Raw genomic sequence first — 15,957 nt, forward strand, 5'->3', positions numbered from 1 at the left:
AAGGGCGTGATTCGTTTGAAACGTCTTGAAACATTTGCGATCGTTATTGTAGATGGTGATCGTAAAATTACCGATGTGAATGATTTTATGTACCAACCGTTTTCAGATCATAGATATAAACAATTTTTAAATGAAAGTGTTGATGTTGCTCATGAAGAAGACGAGCTTTGTCTCGTTAACATTTTTGGAGAGCGTTACCTCGTTAAACGTAAGGATACAAACGGGCGAGAGTCATTTTACATACTTGCTGTGATGAGTCGTGTTGCACAATTAACGTCTAATACAAATCATAAGAAACATTCGTCTGACGAGTTAAATCATATCATTGGTACGAGTCGAGCGATGAATCGAATTAAAGATTTGGCAACGAAAGTGGCGACGAGTGATTCGACGGTGTTGTTAACTGGGGAAAGTGGGACTGGAAAAGAACTCTTTGCAAGGGGCATTCATAACAATAGTGCGAGAAATAAGCATCCATTTGTGGCAGTGAATTGTGTTGCCATACCAGATGAGTTATTTGAGTCTGAAATGTTTGGTTATGAAGCTGGAGCGTTTAGTGGAGCAAGACGAGACGGCAAACCGGGAAAAGTAGAGCTTGCGCAAAACGGAACGCTTTTTCTCGACGAGATTTCTGAATTGAGTTACGCTTCACAAGGGAAGCTGCTACGTGTTTTGCAAGAACGAGAAGTGGACAGGCTTGGCGGTGTGAGAAGTAAAACTGTGAACATCCGCATCGTTGCGGCAACAAACAAGAATTTAAAGCAGCTCGTCACAGAAGGTAAGTTTCGTGAAGATTTGTATTACCGATTGTACGTATTTGACTTGCATGTGCCGCCACTACGAGAACGTGAGCGTGATGTGTTAATCTTAATCGAGCATTATATCCATGAATTTAATCAGAGTCTCGGTAAGCAAGTGATTGAAGTGGCAGATGATTTAAAAAAGTGGGCAATGTCTTACACATGGCCAGGAAACGTTCGGGAGTTAAAGTCTAGTATCGAACGAGGGATGAATGTTGTTGAAGGCTCTCGTTTGGCTCAAGAAGATTTAGCTCGATATGACGAGGTTCATTCAGAACATACCGTACAAAACGAACGGTTTTACGGCACGCTTGAAGAAGCAATGAATCAATATGAAAAAGCTACAATTGAAAAAGTGATTTTGGACGTTGAAGGTGATCGAACAAAAGCAGCAGCATTATTAGGCATTCATCTTTCAAGCCTTTATCGGAAATTATCGAAATATCAGATCTGAGGTGTTCTCATGAGAGAATGCCTATTTATTATGCATTTCATAAAAGGAGCTTTGGAGTGTTATGTTAATGTGTAATAAAAAAGGGTTTTTGCCTATTTTTATAATTTTAATGATCCATTTGATGAATTCGTTCGTTTAATTGTTATAACCGAGCAAAGTTAATGTTGGCTTTTCTAGGGAGATGCGTGTAAAATCAGGCACAGCAATTATTCCGATTTTTCCTCTAAATCGAGATCGAATTAAAAAGGAGAATCGCATGTCTGAACGAGATGCAAAAACCTATGTCAGACTAAAGCTTGGTGACAAAGAAGCATTAGCACAGCTGTATGATCAATACAGCAAACTTCTTTACTCGTTTAGCTTTAAGATGATTAACGATCAACAAGTCGCCGAAGAAATTGTGCAAGAGGTTTTTATAAAGATTTGGACACAGAAAAGTTCTTATGATGAAACGAAGGGGAAGTTTTCTAGTTGGTTGTTGACGATTACTCGAAATACCGTCATTGACTACCTTCGTAAACGAAAAGAAACAGCATCTGAAATGGTCACGAAGGAAATGACTCAAGATCCTGATCCGAGTATTGAAGATCAGATTGAATGGAAAGAAAAGCGAACAACGATCGACCAGGCCATTAAGCGTCTAAAACCAGAACAAGAAAAAGTCATCGTTTTGTTTTATTATCAGGGGTTATCGCAACAAAAGATCGCGGACGCTTTCGACATTCCTTTAGGAACGGTTAAAGGAAGGATTCGTCTTGCTTTAAAGCATTTAAAAGACACAATAGAGGACATTGAGCAGAATGGGGGATCATTCATGAGTAACCATTGTGATCATTTAATTGATTATTTTAATGGCCAGTTATCAGATGAAGAAAAGCGTTCATTTGAAGAACATCTAACGACATGTGGGGATTGTCGTGAAGAGTTGCGTGAACTCCAAGAACTTACGGATGATTTAGGATTCATTTCTGAACCAATTGAACCTCCATCGGCGTTAAAACAGCAAGTGCTGGAAGCGGCATTTAATGAACGAACACCAAATGATGTGAAAGAAGATGATGATAACGTTCACAGCTTTACGACCGATCAAGAGAGTCAAAACTCAGTAGTGGTGCCAAAAAGTCGTAAGAAACTAGGCTGGGTAGTACCGTCTTTAGCTGCAGCATTATTGTTGTCGCTCGTTGGAAACGGCTATGCTTTTAGTCAGTTATCGACGCAAGAAGAAGTAGCACCAGAAGAAATAACGCCAGTAGAAAGTATCTCGGTGGATTCTCTTGTACAACAACTAAGTCTTCAACCGTCAGAAGAAAACATTCCGTTTGAAGCTAGAGCTTCATTTGTTAATAAAGATCAGCACCAACAACTGATTGTTGAAGCCAATCAACTTACGCAAACTGAGGATACTCAAGTTTACCAAGTATGGCTCTTAAAAGAAGGAGATCCATACCGAGCAGGAACGTTTACACCTGCTGAAGATGGTAGCGGAATGTCTACGTTTGAAATTGATCCAGAAATGGGATTCGATACGATTGCAATTACGATTGAACCGGATGAAACAAGTGAAATTCCAGAAGGCGAGATCGTATTATTAGAGGAATTGTAGAACTGTGTGTGTAACAAAAGGCTCGTCAACCCAGGTGTTGGCGAGTTTTTTTGCGTTCTTGACGTGTTTTTTTATTGCTAGAGGAAGCTTTTTTTAAAAAAGTTTGAAGGAAAGTGATCCAAATTATTCTTCGTTTCGTTAGCTCTAGTGAAATCACAACATAAAGGAGTGCCATTATGAAAAAAATAAAAAAAGCATTTATCCCAGTATTAAGTGTTGCCCTATTAACTCCGACGTTCGCACAAACGATTCATGCCGAAGAAAGTATGTCGCAAGTGAATACACCTGCTATTGAGCTTAGAGGAACGCTTGATCATTTGTTATCTGAACACTTTGCGCTCGCTGTCTTGTCGATGCAAAAGCAATATGACGGTGATGAAGGAGCACAAGCGCTCAAGCAGCACTTGAGCAAAACGCCGCAGACATGAAACCAGCCATCGCTTCACTCTATGGTGATGAGGGAGCAGAAGAATTTGATCGGATTTTCTCTGCACATAACGATTACACTGCCGATTACGTGCAAGCTGTAAAAGATGGAGACACTGCAGCCCAAGAAGAAGCGTCTGCTATGCTTGATTCCTTTTACGTCGAGTTTGGGGAGTTTTTAGAAACAGCAACGGAAGGCACACTGCCAAGTGATGCGGCTATTGAAGTGTTAGACGTACATGAGCAACAAGTTGAAGATGCGTTTAATGCATACGTTGAAGGTGATTATGAGACGGCTTATATGACTTATCGTGAAGGATTATCACACATGTTTGATATTAGTGCAGCCTTATCCGACGCGATTGTTCAGCAAAACCCTGATCAGTTCGAAGGAAGTGTACCGTTGACGGCAGCTGGTGATCTTCGCTCGGACTTAAGTAATTTAGTCGCTGAACACTTTGCACTCGCAACATTATCAATGTCGAAAGAATTTAAAGAAAGTGAAGACTTCGACTTTGTGAGTTGGGCTGAAGATGAAAATACGGCCGATTTAAAAGCGACAATCTCTTCTGTTTACGGTGAAGAAGGTGGAGAGCAATTTGAACAAATTTGGCAAGGAAATCACATTCTTGCACAAAGTGATTATGTGAATGCAGTCAAAAACGACGATGAAGCGGCAAAAGAAGAAGCACAAAACCGCTTAGGAACATTTGCTGATGAGTTTGGGATGTTTTTAGAAACCGCAACTGATGGAATTTTACCAGCAGCTGATGCGACTGAACTCGTGAATATGCATGAAGAACAAGTATTTACAACGTTTGATCGTTATATCGAAGGGGATTATGATGGTTCATTTGAAAAGTATAGAGAAGGGTACGCGTTTACCTTTGATATTGGGGCAGGTTTAGCCGATGCGATCGTTACACAAAACCCTGAATTGTTTGAAGAAGAAGCGGCAGTTCCTGAGATGCCTCAAACAGGTATGGGTGGTATGAGTGATTCAGGTATGACGCTACAATGGTTGGCTTGGATTTTAGCTGGTGCTACAGCTGGATTTGTTGGCTACTTTGGTGTTCGTCGGTTCCGCACGAATGGATAAGTCGAAGTAAAAGAAGAGGAGACATCCTCTTCTTTTACGTTTTGGATAAGGAGTGATGATTTCATGAAAGGCTTCGTAGTTATTGCCTTGTCGTTACTAGTTATCGGTTGTAGTACGACGGATGCTCAAGATTTTGAGGAATCTCTAGACGATGAAGGTGTTCGATTACAAGAAAATGATCAAACGATAGAGCCTTATACTGAACAGACAATCGCTGAAGAATTTAACCTTGATCAAGAAACGATTGATCAAGCCGAACGTGAAAAAAGCAAAAGCAGTGAAATCAATCCAACGAGCATTTCAATTCCTACATTAAATATCGACGCGCCAATTGTGGAAGTCGGTCAGCTAGATAATGGCCAAATGGGTGTGCCTGACAACGGAACTGATGTAGCTGGTACGAACCTGGTACGAAGCCTGGTGGAATTGGGAATGCAGTATTAGCAGGTCACGTTGATGATCGTACTGGACCTGCGGTGTTTTTTGATTTAGACGAGCTAGAAGAGGGCGATTCGATCTTGGTTGCGGGTGAAGACGGAGAGGAACTGGAGTATGTTGTTGAACGGTTAGAAAGCTATCCTTTTGATGATTCTCCGGTAGATGAAATCTTCGGTTCAAGTGATACAAAGCAGTTGAACTTGATTACGTGTGCAGGAATCTTTGATCGTGACGTTGGTACCCATGATGAGCGTCTTGTCGTGTACACATCACTAATCGACGACGAGGAAGATGAAGAGTTACAACCGTCATCGCCAACAGAGTTAACGGTGCAAGGAACATTGCTCACTTGGCATGCTGTTCGTGAAGATCATGTCGCTGGTTATCGCATTTACTCCGTTGATGCTGAAGGAACAGAAACGTATGTAGCTAGCGTTTCCCAAACAGAGAGAAAAGCGATACAAATGACAGATGAACAAGAGAATTACATCATAAAAACGATTGATCACTTTGGAAATGAATCAGATGCTGAGAATGTAACGGTGGCAGAATAGCCATCGTTTTTTAAAGTCCAAAGGTTTGATTCCTTTTTAGTTGAAAATGTTTTAGTTAGCTTTTTAAGTACTCCATACTTGTACAAAGAAACTTTTGCTCAGTAAGATTTTCCTCTTTTGACAATACTATCCATGCTATCATTCCTTTGCAATCCGGAGATTATTTTGATATTATTTCAAAGGAGTTTTATTTTGTTACTAAAGTTCAGTCACCTGAAACTCAGTAACGAAAATTTGTTAAAACTTTCGTATCATATATTCAGTTTAATAGTTTAGAAATTGGGAGGAAAAAGAATGACGAAATTTTCGTGGTCAAAATTGATGTCTTTTACAATGCTGATCTCTGTATTGACTTTGGCAGCATGTGGAAATGGTGATACTTCAGACGAAGAATCAACGGATGACTCGGATGTTGAAACAGAAGAAAGTGTTGACGAGGGCGCTGATGAAAATACAGATACAAGTGCAGAATCTGAGCCGAAAGTTACTGAGTTTGAACCAGCATTTCCAGAACAAACAAGAGCACCTGAAGTAGAGACTGAAGCAGAACTTGATGTGGAAGTTATTGCTGAAGGTCTTGACGTGTCTTGGGGTATGGAAGAGTTTGATACAAACCGCTTACTTGTTACGCAAAGAGATTCAGCAGAACTTCTTATTATAAACCTTGAAGATGGCTCTGTTTCAGATCCAATCGAAGGTACACCAGAAGTAAATAACGAAGGTCAAGGTGGTTTACTTGATGTGACCATTGCACCTGATTTTGACGAATCAAGATTAGTATTTATGACGTTTGCTCAAGATCTTGAAGATGGTACTGTAACTGCTGTCGGTAAAGGTGTTTTATCAGAAGATGAAGCCTCACTTGAAGATTTTGAAGTAATCTTCCAAGCAGAACCAGCTTATGATGGTGACTTACACTATGGTGGACGTATTATCTTTGATGATGAAGATAACTTATTCTTAACAACTGGTGAGCGTTCAGATGATCCAATTCGCGAACGTGCACAAGACTTAGATGCTTACTTAGGTAAAGTCATTCACATTACACAAGATGGAGAAGCAGTAGATACGAATCCATTTATTGAAGATGAAGACGCACTAGATGGTATTTACAGCTACGGTCACCGTAATATTCAAGGTGTGGACTTCCACCCTGAAACAGGAGACTTATGGATTGTTGAATTCGGCCCACAAGCTGGGGATGAACTGAATATTATTGAACCAGGTAATAACTATGGATGGCCAATTGTTTCTTATGGTATCGAGTACAGTGGTGAATTAATCAACGATGGTATTTCAGAACACGATGCGCAAGGTTTTGTTGAACCAGTATATTATTGGGATCCTACAAGTGCACCAAGTGTATGTCATTCTATGATAACGACGCAATTCCTGAATGGGAGAACGACTTATTCATCGGTGGTTTAGCGTCGAGCTATATTGCTCGTGTCGTTATTGAAGATGACCTCATCGTTGGAGAAGAACGTCTATTAACTGAAGAAGGCGAACGTTTCCGTGATATTCTTGTAACTGAGGATGGCGCGCTTATTGCAATCACTGATGGCGGTATGATTTATAAGGTGACTGCAGCAGGTGAAGGTGAAACAGTTGAAGACACAGAAGAAGACGATGTTGAAACTGATGAAGACGACGCTGAATAATTTATTACTTCTAAAAGCACCTAACCTTATCTTAACTTAAGGCGCTTGACAATAGTAAAGAAGCAGGCATTCATGGAAATCCATGAATGCCTGCTTCTTTTTTGAAAGATAAGAAAGGAGTATAAAAATTTGGAATACCATGAACCCCGTGTTCATGGTCTTTTATTATATGTTTATTCCTGTTATCTTACAATTACGTTCGTTTTAAGAAAAATACGGGTATACCGTTGTATGGAACCTAATATAATTAGACGGTTGAAGCGAGGCATTCTTTTTTCGTTATTGCATGCGTTCATCATGTTTGTCGTCGGTATGCTACTTGGTGGTGAACCGTACTGGATTGGCGTAATTGGCTTTGCTATTGGTGGATTTGTCATTGGTTTTTTTCTAACAGCAAAAGGAAAGGAAAAGCATGAAAAAGAAGAACAGGGCTGATAACCCTCACACAACGTAGATCGATGAATTGACGTTCTCAAAAGAGAGCGTTTTTTTATTGATTTATGAAAGAAATTCTTAATTTGTATTCGCAATGATAATAAAAATTCTCGAAATTGCGAAAATTGAGGTTCGATTATCCTTCTAATGCGCAATAGTACGTTGGCATAGCATTTGCAATGAGTAATAGTAAGCGAAAGGAGGCAACGAACATGTTAGATTTTTCATTTACAGAAGAGCAAGAGGATTTTAAGCGAACACTTAAAAAGTTAGCAACAGAAGAATTGTTACCCAGTTATACAAAATGGGATAAAGAAAAGAAACTGCCAAGACACTTATGGAAGCGTCTAGGTGATGTAGGAATTACAGGTCTTCGGGTCCCTGAACACTTTGGAGGTAGCGCTGCCGACTGTGTCACGACAGGAATTGCGGCAGAAGAGATTGGTCGCGGGGACTTTAACTTAACGTATGCGGTCATGCTTAATGCACTAATTGGAGAGATTATTGCAACGCATGCGAGTGAAGAGTTAAAAGAGGAGTTCTTGCCAGTACTTGCTTCCGGTGAAGAAATTTTTGGTATTGCCATTACAGAACCGGATGCAGGCACAGATGCTGCAGGAATTAAAACGTCAGCGGTGGATGACGGCGATGTGTTTGTACTTAATGGTGAAAAATCAGGCATCAGTGTTGCTACAGAGGCAGACGCATTTGTCTTTTGCAAAAACCGATCCAGCACTTGGAAATCGCGGAATTAGCGCGTTTCTCGTTCCATCAAGTTTAAATGGAGTTGAGAGCTCAAGTTATGAAGATATGGCAATGTCGCCATTAGTCGAGGGTCTGTCTATTTTCATGACGTTCGTGTACCAAAAAATTATTTGATTGGTGAGTTAAACGCAGGCTTTAAACAAGTGATGAACGGTTTTGATCTTAGTCGGTTATTAATTGGTCTTCAATGTGTTGGTGCAGCCGTTCAAAGCTTGATGAGACAATTCAACACGTGAAAACGAGACAATCATTTGGTCAACCACTCGCTACGTATCAAGGGGTCTCGTTTCCAATTGTGACGCACTATCAACAACTCGAGATGCTTAAATGGCAAGCCTACCGAGGTTTATGGCTTCGTGATCAAGGGCGTAGTCATACAAAGGAAGCGGCAACCGTCAAATGGCTCGGTCCTAAATACAGCCAAGAAGCGATCCATGAATGCTTACTGTTAAATGGGCATTATGCCTACACGAAAGAAATGCCACTTGAGCAGCGTCTACGTGACGTGATTGGCCTAGAAATTGGCGATGGAACCGCACAAGCAAATCAAATGGTCATTGCTAAGCAACTAATCGGCAAAGCGTACCGCTCGTACCAACATTCTAATCAAACTGAACACGTAAAAGGGTGATGAACATGTATTTTGAAGACATTAATTATGAGAAACATGAAGGGATTGCAACAATTACGATCAACCGTCCCCACGTATATAACGCTTTTCGAGGGTTAACGATCCGTGAATTGATTGCTGCGTTTCGCGATGCGTGGGACGATAACGCGGTTGGAGCGGTTATTTTAACGGGCGAAGGAGAAAAAGCATTTTGCGTCGGTGGTGATCAAAAACAAAAAGCTGGTGAAGGCGGCTATGACGATCAAAGCGGTCTTGGCATGGGCATCGGTTTAGAAGTCGAGAATCTTCACCAAACGATTCGAAACATCCCCAAACCTGTGATTGCTGCCGTTAATGGCTTTGCAATCGGTGGAGGTCATGTATTGCATGTGATTTGTGATTTAACAATCGCAGCCGATACAGCAACGTTTGGACAAAGCGGACCGAAGGTCGGAAGTTACGACGCTGGGTTTGGTTCCGCGTATCTAGCGAGAATTGTTGGTGAGAAAAAAGCGCGAGAGATTTGGTATTTATGCGAGCAATACAGTGCAGAGGAATGCAAAGAGATGGGACTTGTGAATAAAGTCGTAAAAAAAGATGAGCTCCAACAAAAAGCAAGAAATTGGGCAGGGAAAATTCTCGAAAAGATCCAACCGCAATTAAGATGCTAAAATACTCGTTTAACGCTGATTCAGCAAGTATTACAGGAATTTCTCAACTTGCGATGGGAAGCCTTGCGATGTTTTACAATAGTGAGGAATCTGAAGAAGGCAAAAATGCTTTCTTAGAAAAACGTCCGGTCGATTTTCAAAAATTCCGTAGTTAAGGGGGCGTCATAGTGACTGAAACGAATCATGTACCTCCAAAGACGTTACAGAAGTATGAAAAGGTTTGGCCCAATAAGACGATCTTAGATTATTTAAAGCAATGTGTGGAAAATTCACCGAACAAAGAGGCGATCATTGATGGTCGTAGTCGGTATACGTACAGTGAACTCTCTAAAAAGGTGGAGCGCGTGGCACTTGGACTGTATCACTACGGTCTTCGGAAAGGCGATGTAATTAGTGTTCAACTACCGAATTGGAATGAGTTTGTGATCGTGCATTATGCGGCGACGATGCTAGGGGCGATTACAAATCCACTCATTCCAATTTATCGAGACCGAGAGATTGGCTATATGGTAAAGACTGCAAGCTCTAAAATGATCGTCATACCGGATCATTTTAGAGGATTCTGTTACACAGACATGATTGAGCGGCTGAGAGGTGACTGGCCAGAACTAGATCACGTGTTTGTGATCGGTGATGAAGTACCTGGTGAAATGAAAGCGTTTACTGAGTTATCGGAATTCAATTGGGAAGATACTTTAAATCATCACTCGCTTGAGACGACACATGAACCAAATGACGTAACTGAAATCATTTTCACATCAGGCACGACCGGGTTACCTAAAGGTGTAATGCATACGCACAATACGCTCTGTATGTCGACGAACTATTGGATTGAGCGACTACGATTAACCGATGAAGACGTTATGTTTATGCCTTCAACATTCGGTCATCAGACGGGCTTTGGTTATGGCGTGCGGTTGCCGACTACGATTGGCGGCACCGCTGTGTACCAAGATATATGGAACCCTGAGCAGTTTTTACAATCGGTAGAAAAAGAACGTATTTCATTCACAGCAAGTGCAACACCTTTCTTGCAAGATGTGGTGCAATTTGAAAATGTGAAATCATTTAATCTCAAAACGTTACGAGCATTTGTGTCACTCGGTGCGCCAATTCCACGGCCACTCGTAAAAGAAGCGAAAGAAAATGTGCCGTTTACGATTTTATCAGGCTGGGGTCAAACTGAAAATGGCCTCGTCACACTTACAAAGTTAGATGACTCAACGGAAAAATTAACTGAAACAGACGGTTGCCCGTTTCCAGAGATGATGATTAAGACGGTGGATGAAAATGGAAACGAATGTGAGGCAAATGAAGAAGCTCCTTACTCGTGAAAGGGCCTGCACTTTTCATCGGCTACCTTCATCAGCCAGAATTGACGGCATCTGAATTTACGGATAACTGGTTCATCACAGGTGACCGCGCGACCATTGATGTTGATGGGTATGTGAGAATCACGGGCAGAGATAAGGACATTATTATTCGAGGTGGCGAGAACATTCCTGTTGCTTATATCGAGAATGTTTTATACGAACATCCCGATATTAAAGGTGCCCAGGTGGTCGCAGTTCCTGACGAACGTCTCCAAGAGAAGGCTTGTGCCATTGTTGAGTTAGTTCCAAAAGCGAGTCATTTAACGTTAAGTGAATTGCAATCCTATTTGAAAGATAAAGGGGTCGCAAAACAGTACTGGCCTGAGTATCTCGAAGTCATTGATGAATTTCCACGTACTCCGAGTGGCAAAGTTCAAAAATACAAATTACGAGACATGCTAAAAACAAAAGCATAGTAGGAGGAGCGAGTATGGGAGAAACGATTGCGTTTATAACAGGAGCAGGGCGAGGCATTGGCCGTGAAATTGCGAAAACATTATCACTAAAAGCAGTAAAAGTTGTCGTAACAGACATCGATCAAGATGCGGCTAAAGAAACAGTCCGTCTATTAGAAACAGAGGCGATTGCTGTTCGTTGTGATGTGACGAACCTTAAAGATGTATCGCGGGCAACGAACGAGGCGATCGAAGCGTTCGGGCAAATCGATGTTCTCATAAACAACGCCGGCTGGGATAAGATTGAACCGTTTTTGGATAGCGAACCAAATACGTGGGAGAAAGTAATCGCGATTAATTTGCTCGGTCAAATTCATACGTGTAAAACGGTCCTACCACAAATGATTGAACAAGGTCACGGCGGCAAAGTCATTAACTTAGCATCTGACTCCGCACGAGTTGGTTCATCGGGAGAAGCGGTCTATTCAGCCGCTAAAGGTGGCGTCGTTTCATTCACAAAGACGCTCGCTAGGGAAATGGCACGTCATAAAATCAACGTGAATTGCATTGCCCCAGGACCGAGCAACACGCCACTACTTCAAGAGATTAGTACGTACAATGAAGCATCGTTAAAGCGTTAGAGAAAGCCATACCGTTCCGAAGGCTAGCCGAAGCCGAAGATATTGCCAACGCTGTTGCGTTTTTTGCCTCAAAAGAAGCGGATTACATTACCGGGCAAACGTTGTCGGTGAATGGTGGATTGACGATGGCTTAAACGTGTGTAGCGCAAGCCATTCTATAAGGACACGATTGTGTTCTTATAGAATGGCTTTTTTATGGAATTTAAACAACTAGTAAAGCATATAGAGCCAGCGCCTTTCTTCACTAGAGGCGTAAAGTCATTCTTTTACCCAACAAGAGATCTTTTAAACTCTTTGTTAGCTTTCCGATAAACGAAAAACACAACGGTCGCAATGATTAACCAGGTTAATAGAAGTAAATACAAGTTTCGAAACGTTTGTGTAGCTTCGACGTGTTGCTGTAGCGAAAGAATTAATCCAGTCACACCAACACCAAATGCACCACCTATAAATTGGACGAGTTGTGAGACACCCATTCCGGCACCGATTAGAGTTTGTGGGAGTACTCGTGAGATTTCATTGTTCGCACTCGCCATTAAGATGTTTGAGCCGGCAATCATAAAGACGAGGAGACTGAGTGATACATACGTCGAGTAACTGGCAAATAGTGCAAAGAAGATCGTCGCAAAGCTAAGTAATAGAAGACCGAGTAACATGACAAGAAGCGGACCTTTATGGTCGATCAACTTCCCAGATGATTGCGTTAAAATGGCTGCAAGTAACGCACCTGGGAACATAATTAAGCCAATTTGAAGCGGATTTTGATTAAACAATTCGAGTAATAAGATGGGAATCGAAAACATCGTTGCGAAGTTCATAAAGAATGAAGTAAATGGAAATACCGTTAAAATCAAAAACCGACGGTTATGCAGAAGTTCAGGTTGAATAAACGGAATGGCTGTTCTGTGTACGTGTTTCCAAAGAAGTATAAATGCTGGTATGGCTATGACAATCGCGACAAAAATACCGCTCGTAATGACTAAGAGAGTAGATACAACCGCAACCCCTACGAGGAGTGCTCCAAGTCCATCAAATTGCACTCGCTGAATCGATTCTTCAGGTAGATGCTTTCTTAAAACAGGAAGGATAAAGAGTACAACAAATGGCGCTAGAAATAAATAATTCCATCCCCAAAATTCTGTGAAAAAGCCGCCAACGAGAGGTCCCATCCCAAAGCCGAGCGCTGCAGCTGCTGCAATAATCGCCATTGCGTTTCCTCTTCGTTTAATTGGGACGTACTTAGAAGCTAGGACAACAGCAAGACATGGCAATGTGCTTGCACCAATTGCTTGAAGAAGTCTAGCAATGAGAAGTGTGGTAAAGTTACTCGCAAAAAAACCGAGCAATGACGACAGGCCTAAGATCATTAAACCAACACTAATAAGCCGGCGTATCGGGACATAATCAGACAAACGGCTAAACGTTAAGGCAGAAATTGCGAAGACAATAGAATAGCCTGAAACAATCCAAGTAGCGACAGATGACGTTAACTGAAAATCAAGTATGACAAATGGAAGTGCGACATTAAACATCGTCGTATTCATCGTCATTAGCCACATGCCAATCGCCCAGAAACTTAGCACTAACCGTTCATTAAACGCGAACACTTCAGTTGTCTTGGTGGTAGGTACACTCGTCATAAACGTTCCTCCAGTAGCAAATGATACGTACTTATTTTGTAGGAAATTATCAACAATTTTTTATCTATAGTTTATTTTGGAACATTGATGTTAGATCTAAATTAAACGAGCGTGTTTTGTAAATAAATATGAAATTATAGTACATATCATAGTTTTAATTTAAACTATTTAGTAAGAATTGTAAAAATTAATTGAAAATTAGAGCCTTGTATTTTATAATGGATTATAATGGAAAACATAGAAATATTTATTGCTTTCGTTACTCATGATATAGAAGATGAACTAAATCGAGAATTGAAAGAAGAGGAACTAATTTTAATTAGGGAAGTGATTTTTAACTATTCTTCGCTCTAGTCATATTTTAGATGTTTGAAGAGATTTGGATGGTGCTGTTAGGTGACAAAGACGTATGAGAATCAATTGTTACAGTTAATTGGACAATGGTTTACTCAATTATCGACGTATAAGCTTGAGGAAGCTAGAAAGTTAAAGAAAGAAATCGACGATTTACTTTCCCCAATCCATTTGCCTAAACAAATAGAAAGTTATTATGATTTAGTGAATTTAAAACATCAGTTAATTACAAATGAGATTACACTTCAGTCTAATTTTTATCGGTCAGATTTATTAGATAAAGATGTATTAGAAACTACGGATCGCACTTTAAAATACTTACACAAGTTCATGCAAGCCACAATATTGATGAACAATGAAGATTACATTCATTCAATTGAATCACTTAGAATCGCAGAGAAAAGCCTAGATTATGTGAGTAGATTTGAACAGGCGGAATTCTATTTTAGGACAGGTTATGTTTATTATCGTTTAGATCAGAATATAACCGCGCTTAACTACCTGAACCGTTCTTATCATTTAGTAAGAAATTCGATACATCATGATCGACTCAAAGCGAATCTGTCGATTATTAAAGCAGGTATACTTTCTGAAGCTGGATATGATAGAGAATCAATCGAATGCTCGGAAAAAGCTGTTTTGCTTTCTACACATGAACCTTTGACAAAATCTATGGCCATTCGAAGTAAGGCAAACAATGAATTTCGGTTTGGTAGATTCAACAAAGCTGCAGAACTTTATTTATCAGCTTTAAATACGGGTAATCAGAATAAATCTAATGTTGGCATTAAGTCTAGGTTTAACCTAGCTCACTCTTGGTTAAAGATGGGTGCTTTAGACTGGGGTAAGGAGATGTTAAACCAAGTAGAAGGGGAAATTCAAAATAAAGCACAAAGTTTGAGCGAGTTTACAGCACGAGGTATTATTTGTCGCGAATTATACTTACACGATCGCCCCGATCCCATCAAGATTAATATGGGGCTTAGTATATTAAAAGAAAAAAAGTTATTATATGAACTTAGAGATGTTACGAAGGAACTGTCTAATTTTCATTTGCACAATGAAGAATATAAACTGGCGTATTATTATTTAGACTATACCAACTACGTAGTACCTATTTTAGGAGGTGATTTATAATGCTCAAGAAGTTAGCAACAGTTGGTCTAATTGTTGTTATGGCTTTTGGCTTTAATGTAGCTCTTCAAGACAATCAAGTGGCTGATAACACAGTTATTGAACCACAAAACAAAAACGATGTAACTTGATATGGTTGAGTTATCAAAGCTTCAGATTAAAGTAATCATCACGAGACAAAGATGATTACTTTTTTATTTTTTTTAGCTTTTTTAAATGTGCTTTATAAAATTGTGAGTTACTCAATACAAAATATACAGCTACTCATCATGTAAGTTATACGGACCATAAATTGATAAGTCAATAAGTTGGGCAGCCATTTGAGTTGGTGTGTACGGATAGTGATGTTGAATCCACCACGTAATGCTTTCTATATAGGCACCGGAAATAAAAGAAATTACCAATGGGCGTTCAACGCGAAGTTGATGATGATATCCGGTGTACGTAATCCCTTCGTCGATATAGTCATGTAGAACAGACTTCATATGATTTATAAACCGTGAATCCGCTTGCTCAACGAGAAGTGTTTCATATGTAGAATGATTCTCGTATATATGTTCAAATAAAGCGGTCAAATAACGAGACCGTTCTACTTGTTGTAGTTCTGATAACGGCTTAGGGTTAACGATCGTTAACGATTGTTTTAATTTACGTAACAACGTGTCATGAAGATGATACTTAAGCTCCGCAATGTCTTTAAATTGTTTGTAAAACGTTGGGCGCGTGACGTTTGCTTCGTTGCACAACATTTGAATAGTTAATGGTGTGGATTCTTCTCTCACTAGCGTTAAATACGCTTTGTGTAATTTATCAATTGAACGGTGTTGCCGTGGATCAATTCTTTTCATTTCGATCACCTGCTGTATTGGTTCAATAAATTTTACCACAGAAAAGTAAAAGAAAT

17 protein-coding genes and 2 pseudogenes are annotated in these 15,957 nt (G+C 40.2%); 17 read left to right on the forward strand and 2 right to left on the reverse strand.

Annotated features, from left to right (window positions below):
- The first annotated feature begins 15 nt into the window (after positions 1-15).
- The 15 genes and pseudogenes from JCM19038_RS02200 to JCM19038_RS24175 all read left to right on the forward strand — a co-directional run bounded on the left by JCM19038_RS02200 (position 16) and on the right by JCM19038_RS24175 (position 12,059).
- Positions 16-1,254, forward strand: coding sequence for a sigma-54-dependent Fis family transcriptional regulator (locus JCM19038_RS02200; protein WP_052360950.1), 1,239 nt, complete (start codon positions 16-18; stop codon positions 1,252-1,254).
- Positions 1,255-1,510: 256 nt separating this feature from the next.
- Complete coding sequence (locus JCM19038_RS24795; RefSeq protein WP_152549314.1) at positions 1,511-2,857, forward strand: sigma-70 family RNA polymerase sigma factor; 1,347 nt, start codon at positions 1,511-1,513, stop codon at positions 2,855-2,857.
- A gap of 176 nt (positions 2,858-3,033) precedes the next feature.
- A complete protein-coding gene (locus tag JCM19038_RS20290; RefSeq protein ID WP_052360952.1) occupies positions 3,034-3,285 on the forward strand; it encodes a hypothetical protein in 252 nt (83 codons plus the stop codon).
- Positions 3,282-4,382 carry a hypothetical protein gene (locus JCM19038_RS02215; protein ID WP_052360955.1) on the forward strand — a complete coding sequence of 367 codons (1,101 nt, stop codon included), beginning with the start codon at positions 3,282-3,284 and terminating at the stop codon, positions 4,380-4,382. Before JCM19038_RS20290 ends, JCM19038_RS02215 begins: the two co-directional genes overlap by 4 nt.
- A gap of 63 nt (positions 4,383-4,445) precedes the next feature.
- Positions 4,446-4,826 (forward strand): hypothetical protein, encoded by a 381-nt coding sequence (locus JCM19038_RS20295; RefSeq protein WP_052360959.1) that lies wholly within the window; start codon positions 4,446-4,448, stop codon positions 4,824-4,826.
- On the forward strand, positions 4,808-5,374 hold the full coding sequence (locus JCM19038_RS20300; protein WP_081831545.1) for a class F sortase: 567 nt from the start codon (positions 4,808-4,810) through the stop codon (positions 5,372-5,374). Before JCM19038_RS20295 ends, JCM19038_RS20300 begins: the two co-directional genes overlap by 19 nt.
- A gap of 594 nt (positions 5,375-5,968) precedes the next feature.
- Positions 5,969-7,035, forward strand: a pseudogene (locus tag JCM19038_RS02225) (PQQ-dependent sugar dehydrogenase).
- Between the two features lie 231 nt (positions 7,036-7,266).
- Complete coding sequence (locus JCM19038_RS02230; RefSeq protein WP_152549315.1) at positions 7,267-7,470, forward strand: hypothetical protein; 204 nt, start codon at positions 7,267-7,269, stop codon at positions 7,468-7,470.
- A 212-nt stretch (positions 7,471-7,682) separates the two neighbouring features.
- On the forward strand, positions 7,683-8,225 hold the full coding sequence (locus JCM19038_RS23250; protein ID WP_238554246.1) for an acyl-CoA dehydrogenase family protein: 543 nt from the start codon (positions 7,683-7,685) through the stop codon (positions 8,223-8,225).
- Positions 8,226-8,467: 242 nt separating this feature from the next.
- Positions 8,468-8,866, forward strand: coding sequence for an acyl-CoA dehydrogenase family protein (locus JCM19038_RS23255; RefSeq protein WP_238554247.1), 399 nt, complete (start codon positions 8,468-8,470; stop codon positions 8,864-8,866).
- Positions 8,867-8,871: 5 nt separating this feature from the next.
- A pseudogene (gene menB / locus JCM19038_RS02240) lies at positions 8,872-9,671 on the forward strand (1,4-dihydroxy-2-naphthoyl-CoA synthase).
- A gap of 12 nt (positions 9,672-9,683) precedes the next feature.
- Positions 9,684-10,850 carry an AMP-binding protein gene (locus JCM19038_RS02245; protein WP_202963034.1) on the forward strand — a complete coding sequence of 389 codons (1,167 nt, stop codon included), beginning with the start codon at positions 9,684-9,686 and terminating at the stop codon, positions 10,848-10,850.
- Positions 10,847-11,305 (forward strand): AMP-binding protein, encoded by a 459-nt coding sequence (locus JCM19038_RS24170; RefSeq protein WP_202963035.1) that lies wholly within the window; start codon positions 10,847-10,849, stop codon positions 11,303-11,305. The genes JCM19038_RS02245 and JCM19038_RS24170 overlap by 4 nt, the downstream gene beginning before the upstream one ends.
- 14 nt (positions 11,306-11,319) lie before the next feature.
- On the forward strand, positions 11,320-11,925 hold the full coding sequence (locus tag JCM19038_RS02250) for an SDR family NAD(P)-dependent oxidoreductase (protein WP_255343325.1): 606 nt from the start codon (positions 11,320-11,322) through the stop codon (positions 11,923-11,925).
- 41 nt (positions 11,926-11,966) lie between these two features.
- Complete coding sequence (locus JCM19038_RS24175; protein WP_255343331.1) at positions 11,967-12,059, forward strand: SDR family oxidoreductase; 93 nt, start codon at positions 11,967-11,969, stop codon at positions 12,057-12,059.
- Positions 12,060-12,191: 132 nt separating this feature from the next.
- On the opposite strand, the gene JCM19038_RS02255 is transcribed toward JCM19038_RS24175, so the two are convergent.
- Positions 12,192-13,565 carry an MFS transporter gene (locus tag JCM19038_RS02255; RefSeq protein ID WP_042414019.1) on the reverse strand — a complete coding sequence of 458 codons (1,374 nt, stop codon included), beginning with the start codon at positions 13,563-13,565 and terminating at the stop codon, positions 12,192-12,194.
- 420 nt (positions 13,566-13,985) lie between these two features.
- On the opposite strand from JCM19038_RS02255, the gene JCM19038_RS02260 reads away from it, so the two are divergent.
- On the forward strand, positions 13,986-15,056 hold the full coding sequence (locus JCM19038_RS02260; RefSeq protein WP_152549316.1) for a hypothetical protein: 1,071 nt from the start codon (positions 13,986-13,988) through the stop codon (positions 15,054-15,056).
- Positions 15,056-15,184, forward strand: a complete 129-nt coding sequence (locus JCM19038_RS24180; protein ID WP_255343326.1) for a hypothetical protein — start codon at positions 15,056-15,058, stop codon at positions 15,182-15,184. Before JCM19038_RS02260 ends, JCM19038_RS24180 begins: the two co-directional genes overlap by 1 nt.
- Before the next feature lie 129 nt (positions 15,185-15,313).
- On the opposite strand, the gene JCM19038_RS02265 is transcribed toward JCM19038_RS24180, so the two are convergent.
- Positions 15,314-15,901, reverse strand: a complete 588-nt coding sequence (locus JCM19038_RS02265) for a TetR/AcrR family transcriptional regulator (RefSeq protein ID WP_042414026.1) — start codon at positions 15,899-15,901, stop codon at positions 15,314-15,316.
- Between the last annotated feature and the right edge of the window lie 56 nt (positions 15,902-15,957).

Origin of the sequence: Geomicrobium sp. JCM 19038, from assembly GCF_000698125.1 — a bacterium.
Classification (GTDB): domain Bacteria; phylum Bacillota; class Bacilli; order Bacillales; family Marinococcaceae; genus Geomicrobium_A.

Excerpts from the sequence above, each read along its gene's own strand:
- JCM19038_RS24795 (WP_152549314.1), top strand. The coding sequence starts at position 1,511 with ATGTCTGAACGAGATGCAAAAACCTATGTCAGACTAAAGCTTGGTGAC.
- JCM19038_RS20290 (WP_052360952.1), top strand. The coding sequence starts at position 3,034 with ATGAAAAAAATAAAAAAAGCATTTATCCCAGTATTAAGTGTTGCCCTA.
- JCM19038_RS02215 (WP_052360955.1), top strand. The coding sequence starts at position 3,282 with ATGAAACCAGCCATCGCTTCACTCTATGGTGATGAGGGAGCAGAAGAA.
- JCM19038_RS20295 (WP_052360959.1), top strand. The coding sequence starts at position 4,446 with ATGAAAGGCTTCGTAGTTATTGCCTTGTCGTTACTAGTTATCGGTTGT.
- JCM19038_RS02230 (WP_152549315.1), top strand. The coding sequence starts at position 7,267 with ATGGAACCTAATATAATTAGACGGTTGAAGCGAGGCATTCTTTTTTCG.
- JCM19038_RS23250 (WP_238554246.1), top strand. The coding sequence starts at position 7,683 with ATGTTAGATTTTTCATTTACAGAAGAGCAAGAGGATTTTAAGCGAACA.
- JCM19038_RS02250 (WP_255343325.1), top strand. The coding sequence starts at position 11,320 with ATGGGAGAAACGATTGCGTTTATAACAGGAGCAGGGCGAGGCATTGGC.
- JCM19038_RS02255 (WP_042414019.1), bottom strand. The coding sequence starts at position 13,565 with ATGACGAGTGTACCTACCACCAAGACAACTGAAGTGTTCGCGTTTAAT.
- JCM19038_RS24180 (WP_255343326.1), top strand. The coding sequence starts at position 15,056 with ATGCTCAAGAAGTTAGCAACAGTTGGTCTAATTGTTGTTATGGCTTTT.
- JCM19038_RS02265 (WP_042414026.1), bottom strand. The coding sequence starts at position 15,901 with ATGAAAAGAATTGATCCACGGCAACACCGTTCAATTGATAAATTACAC.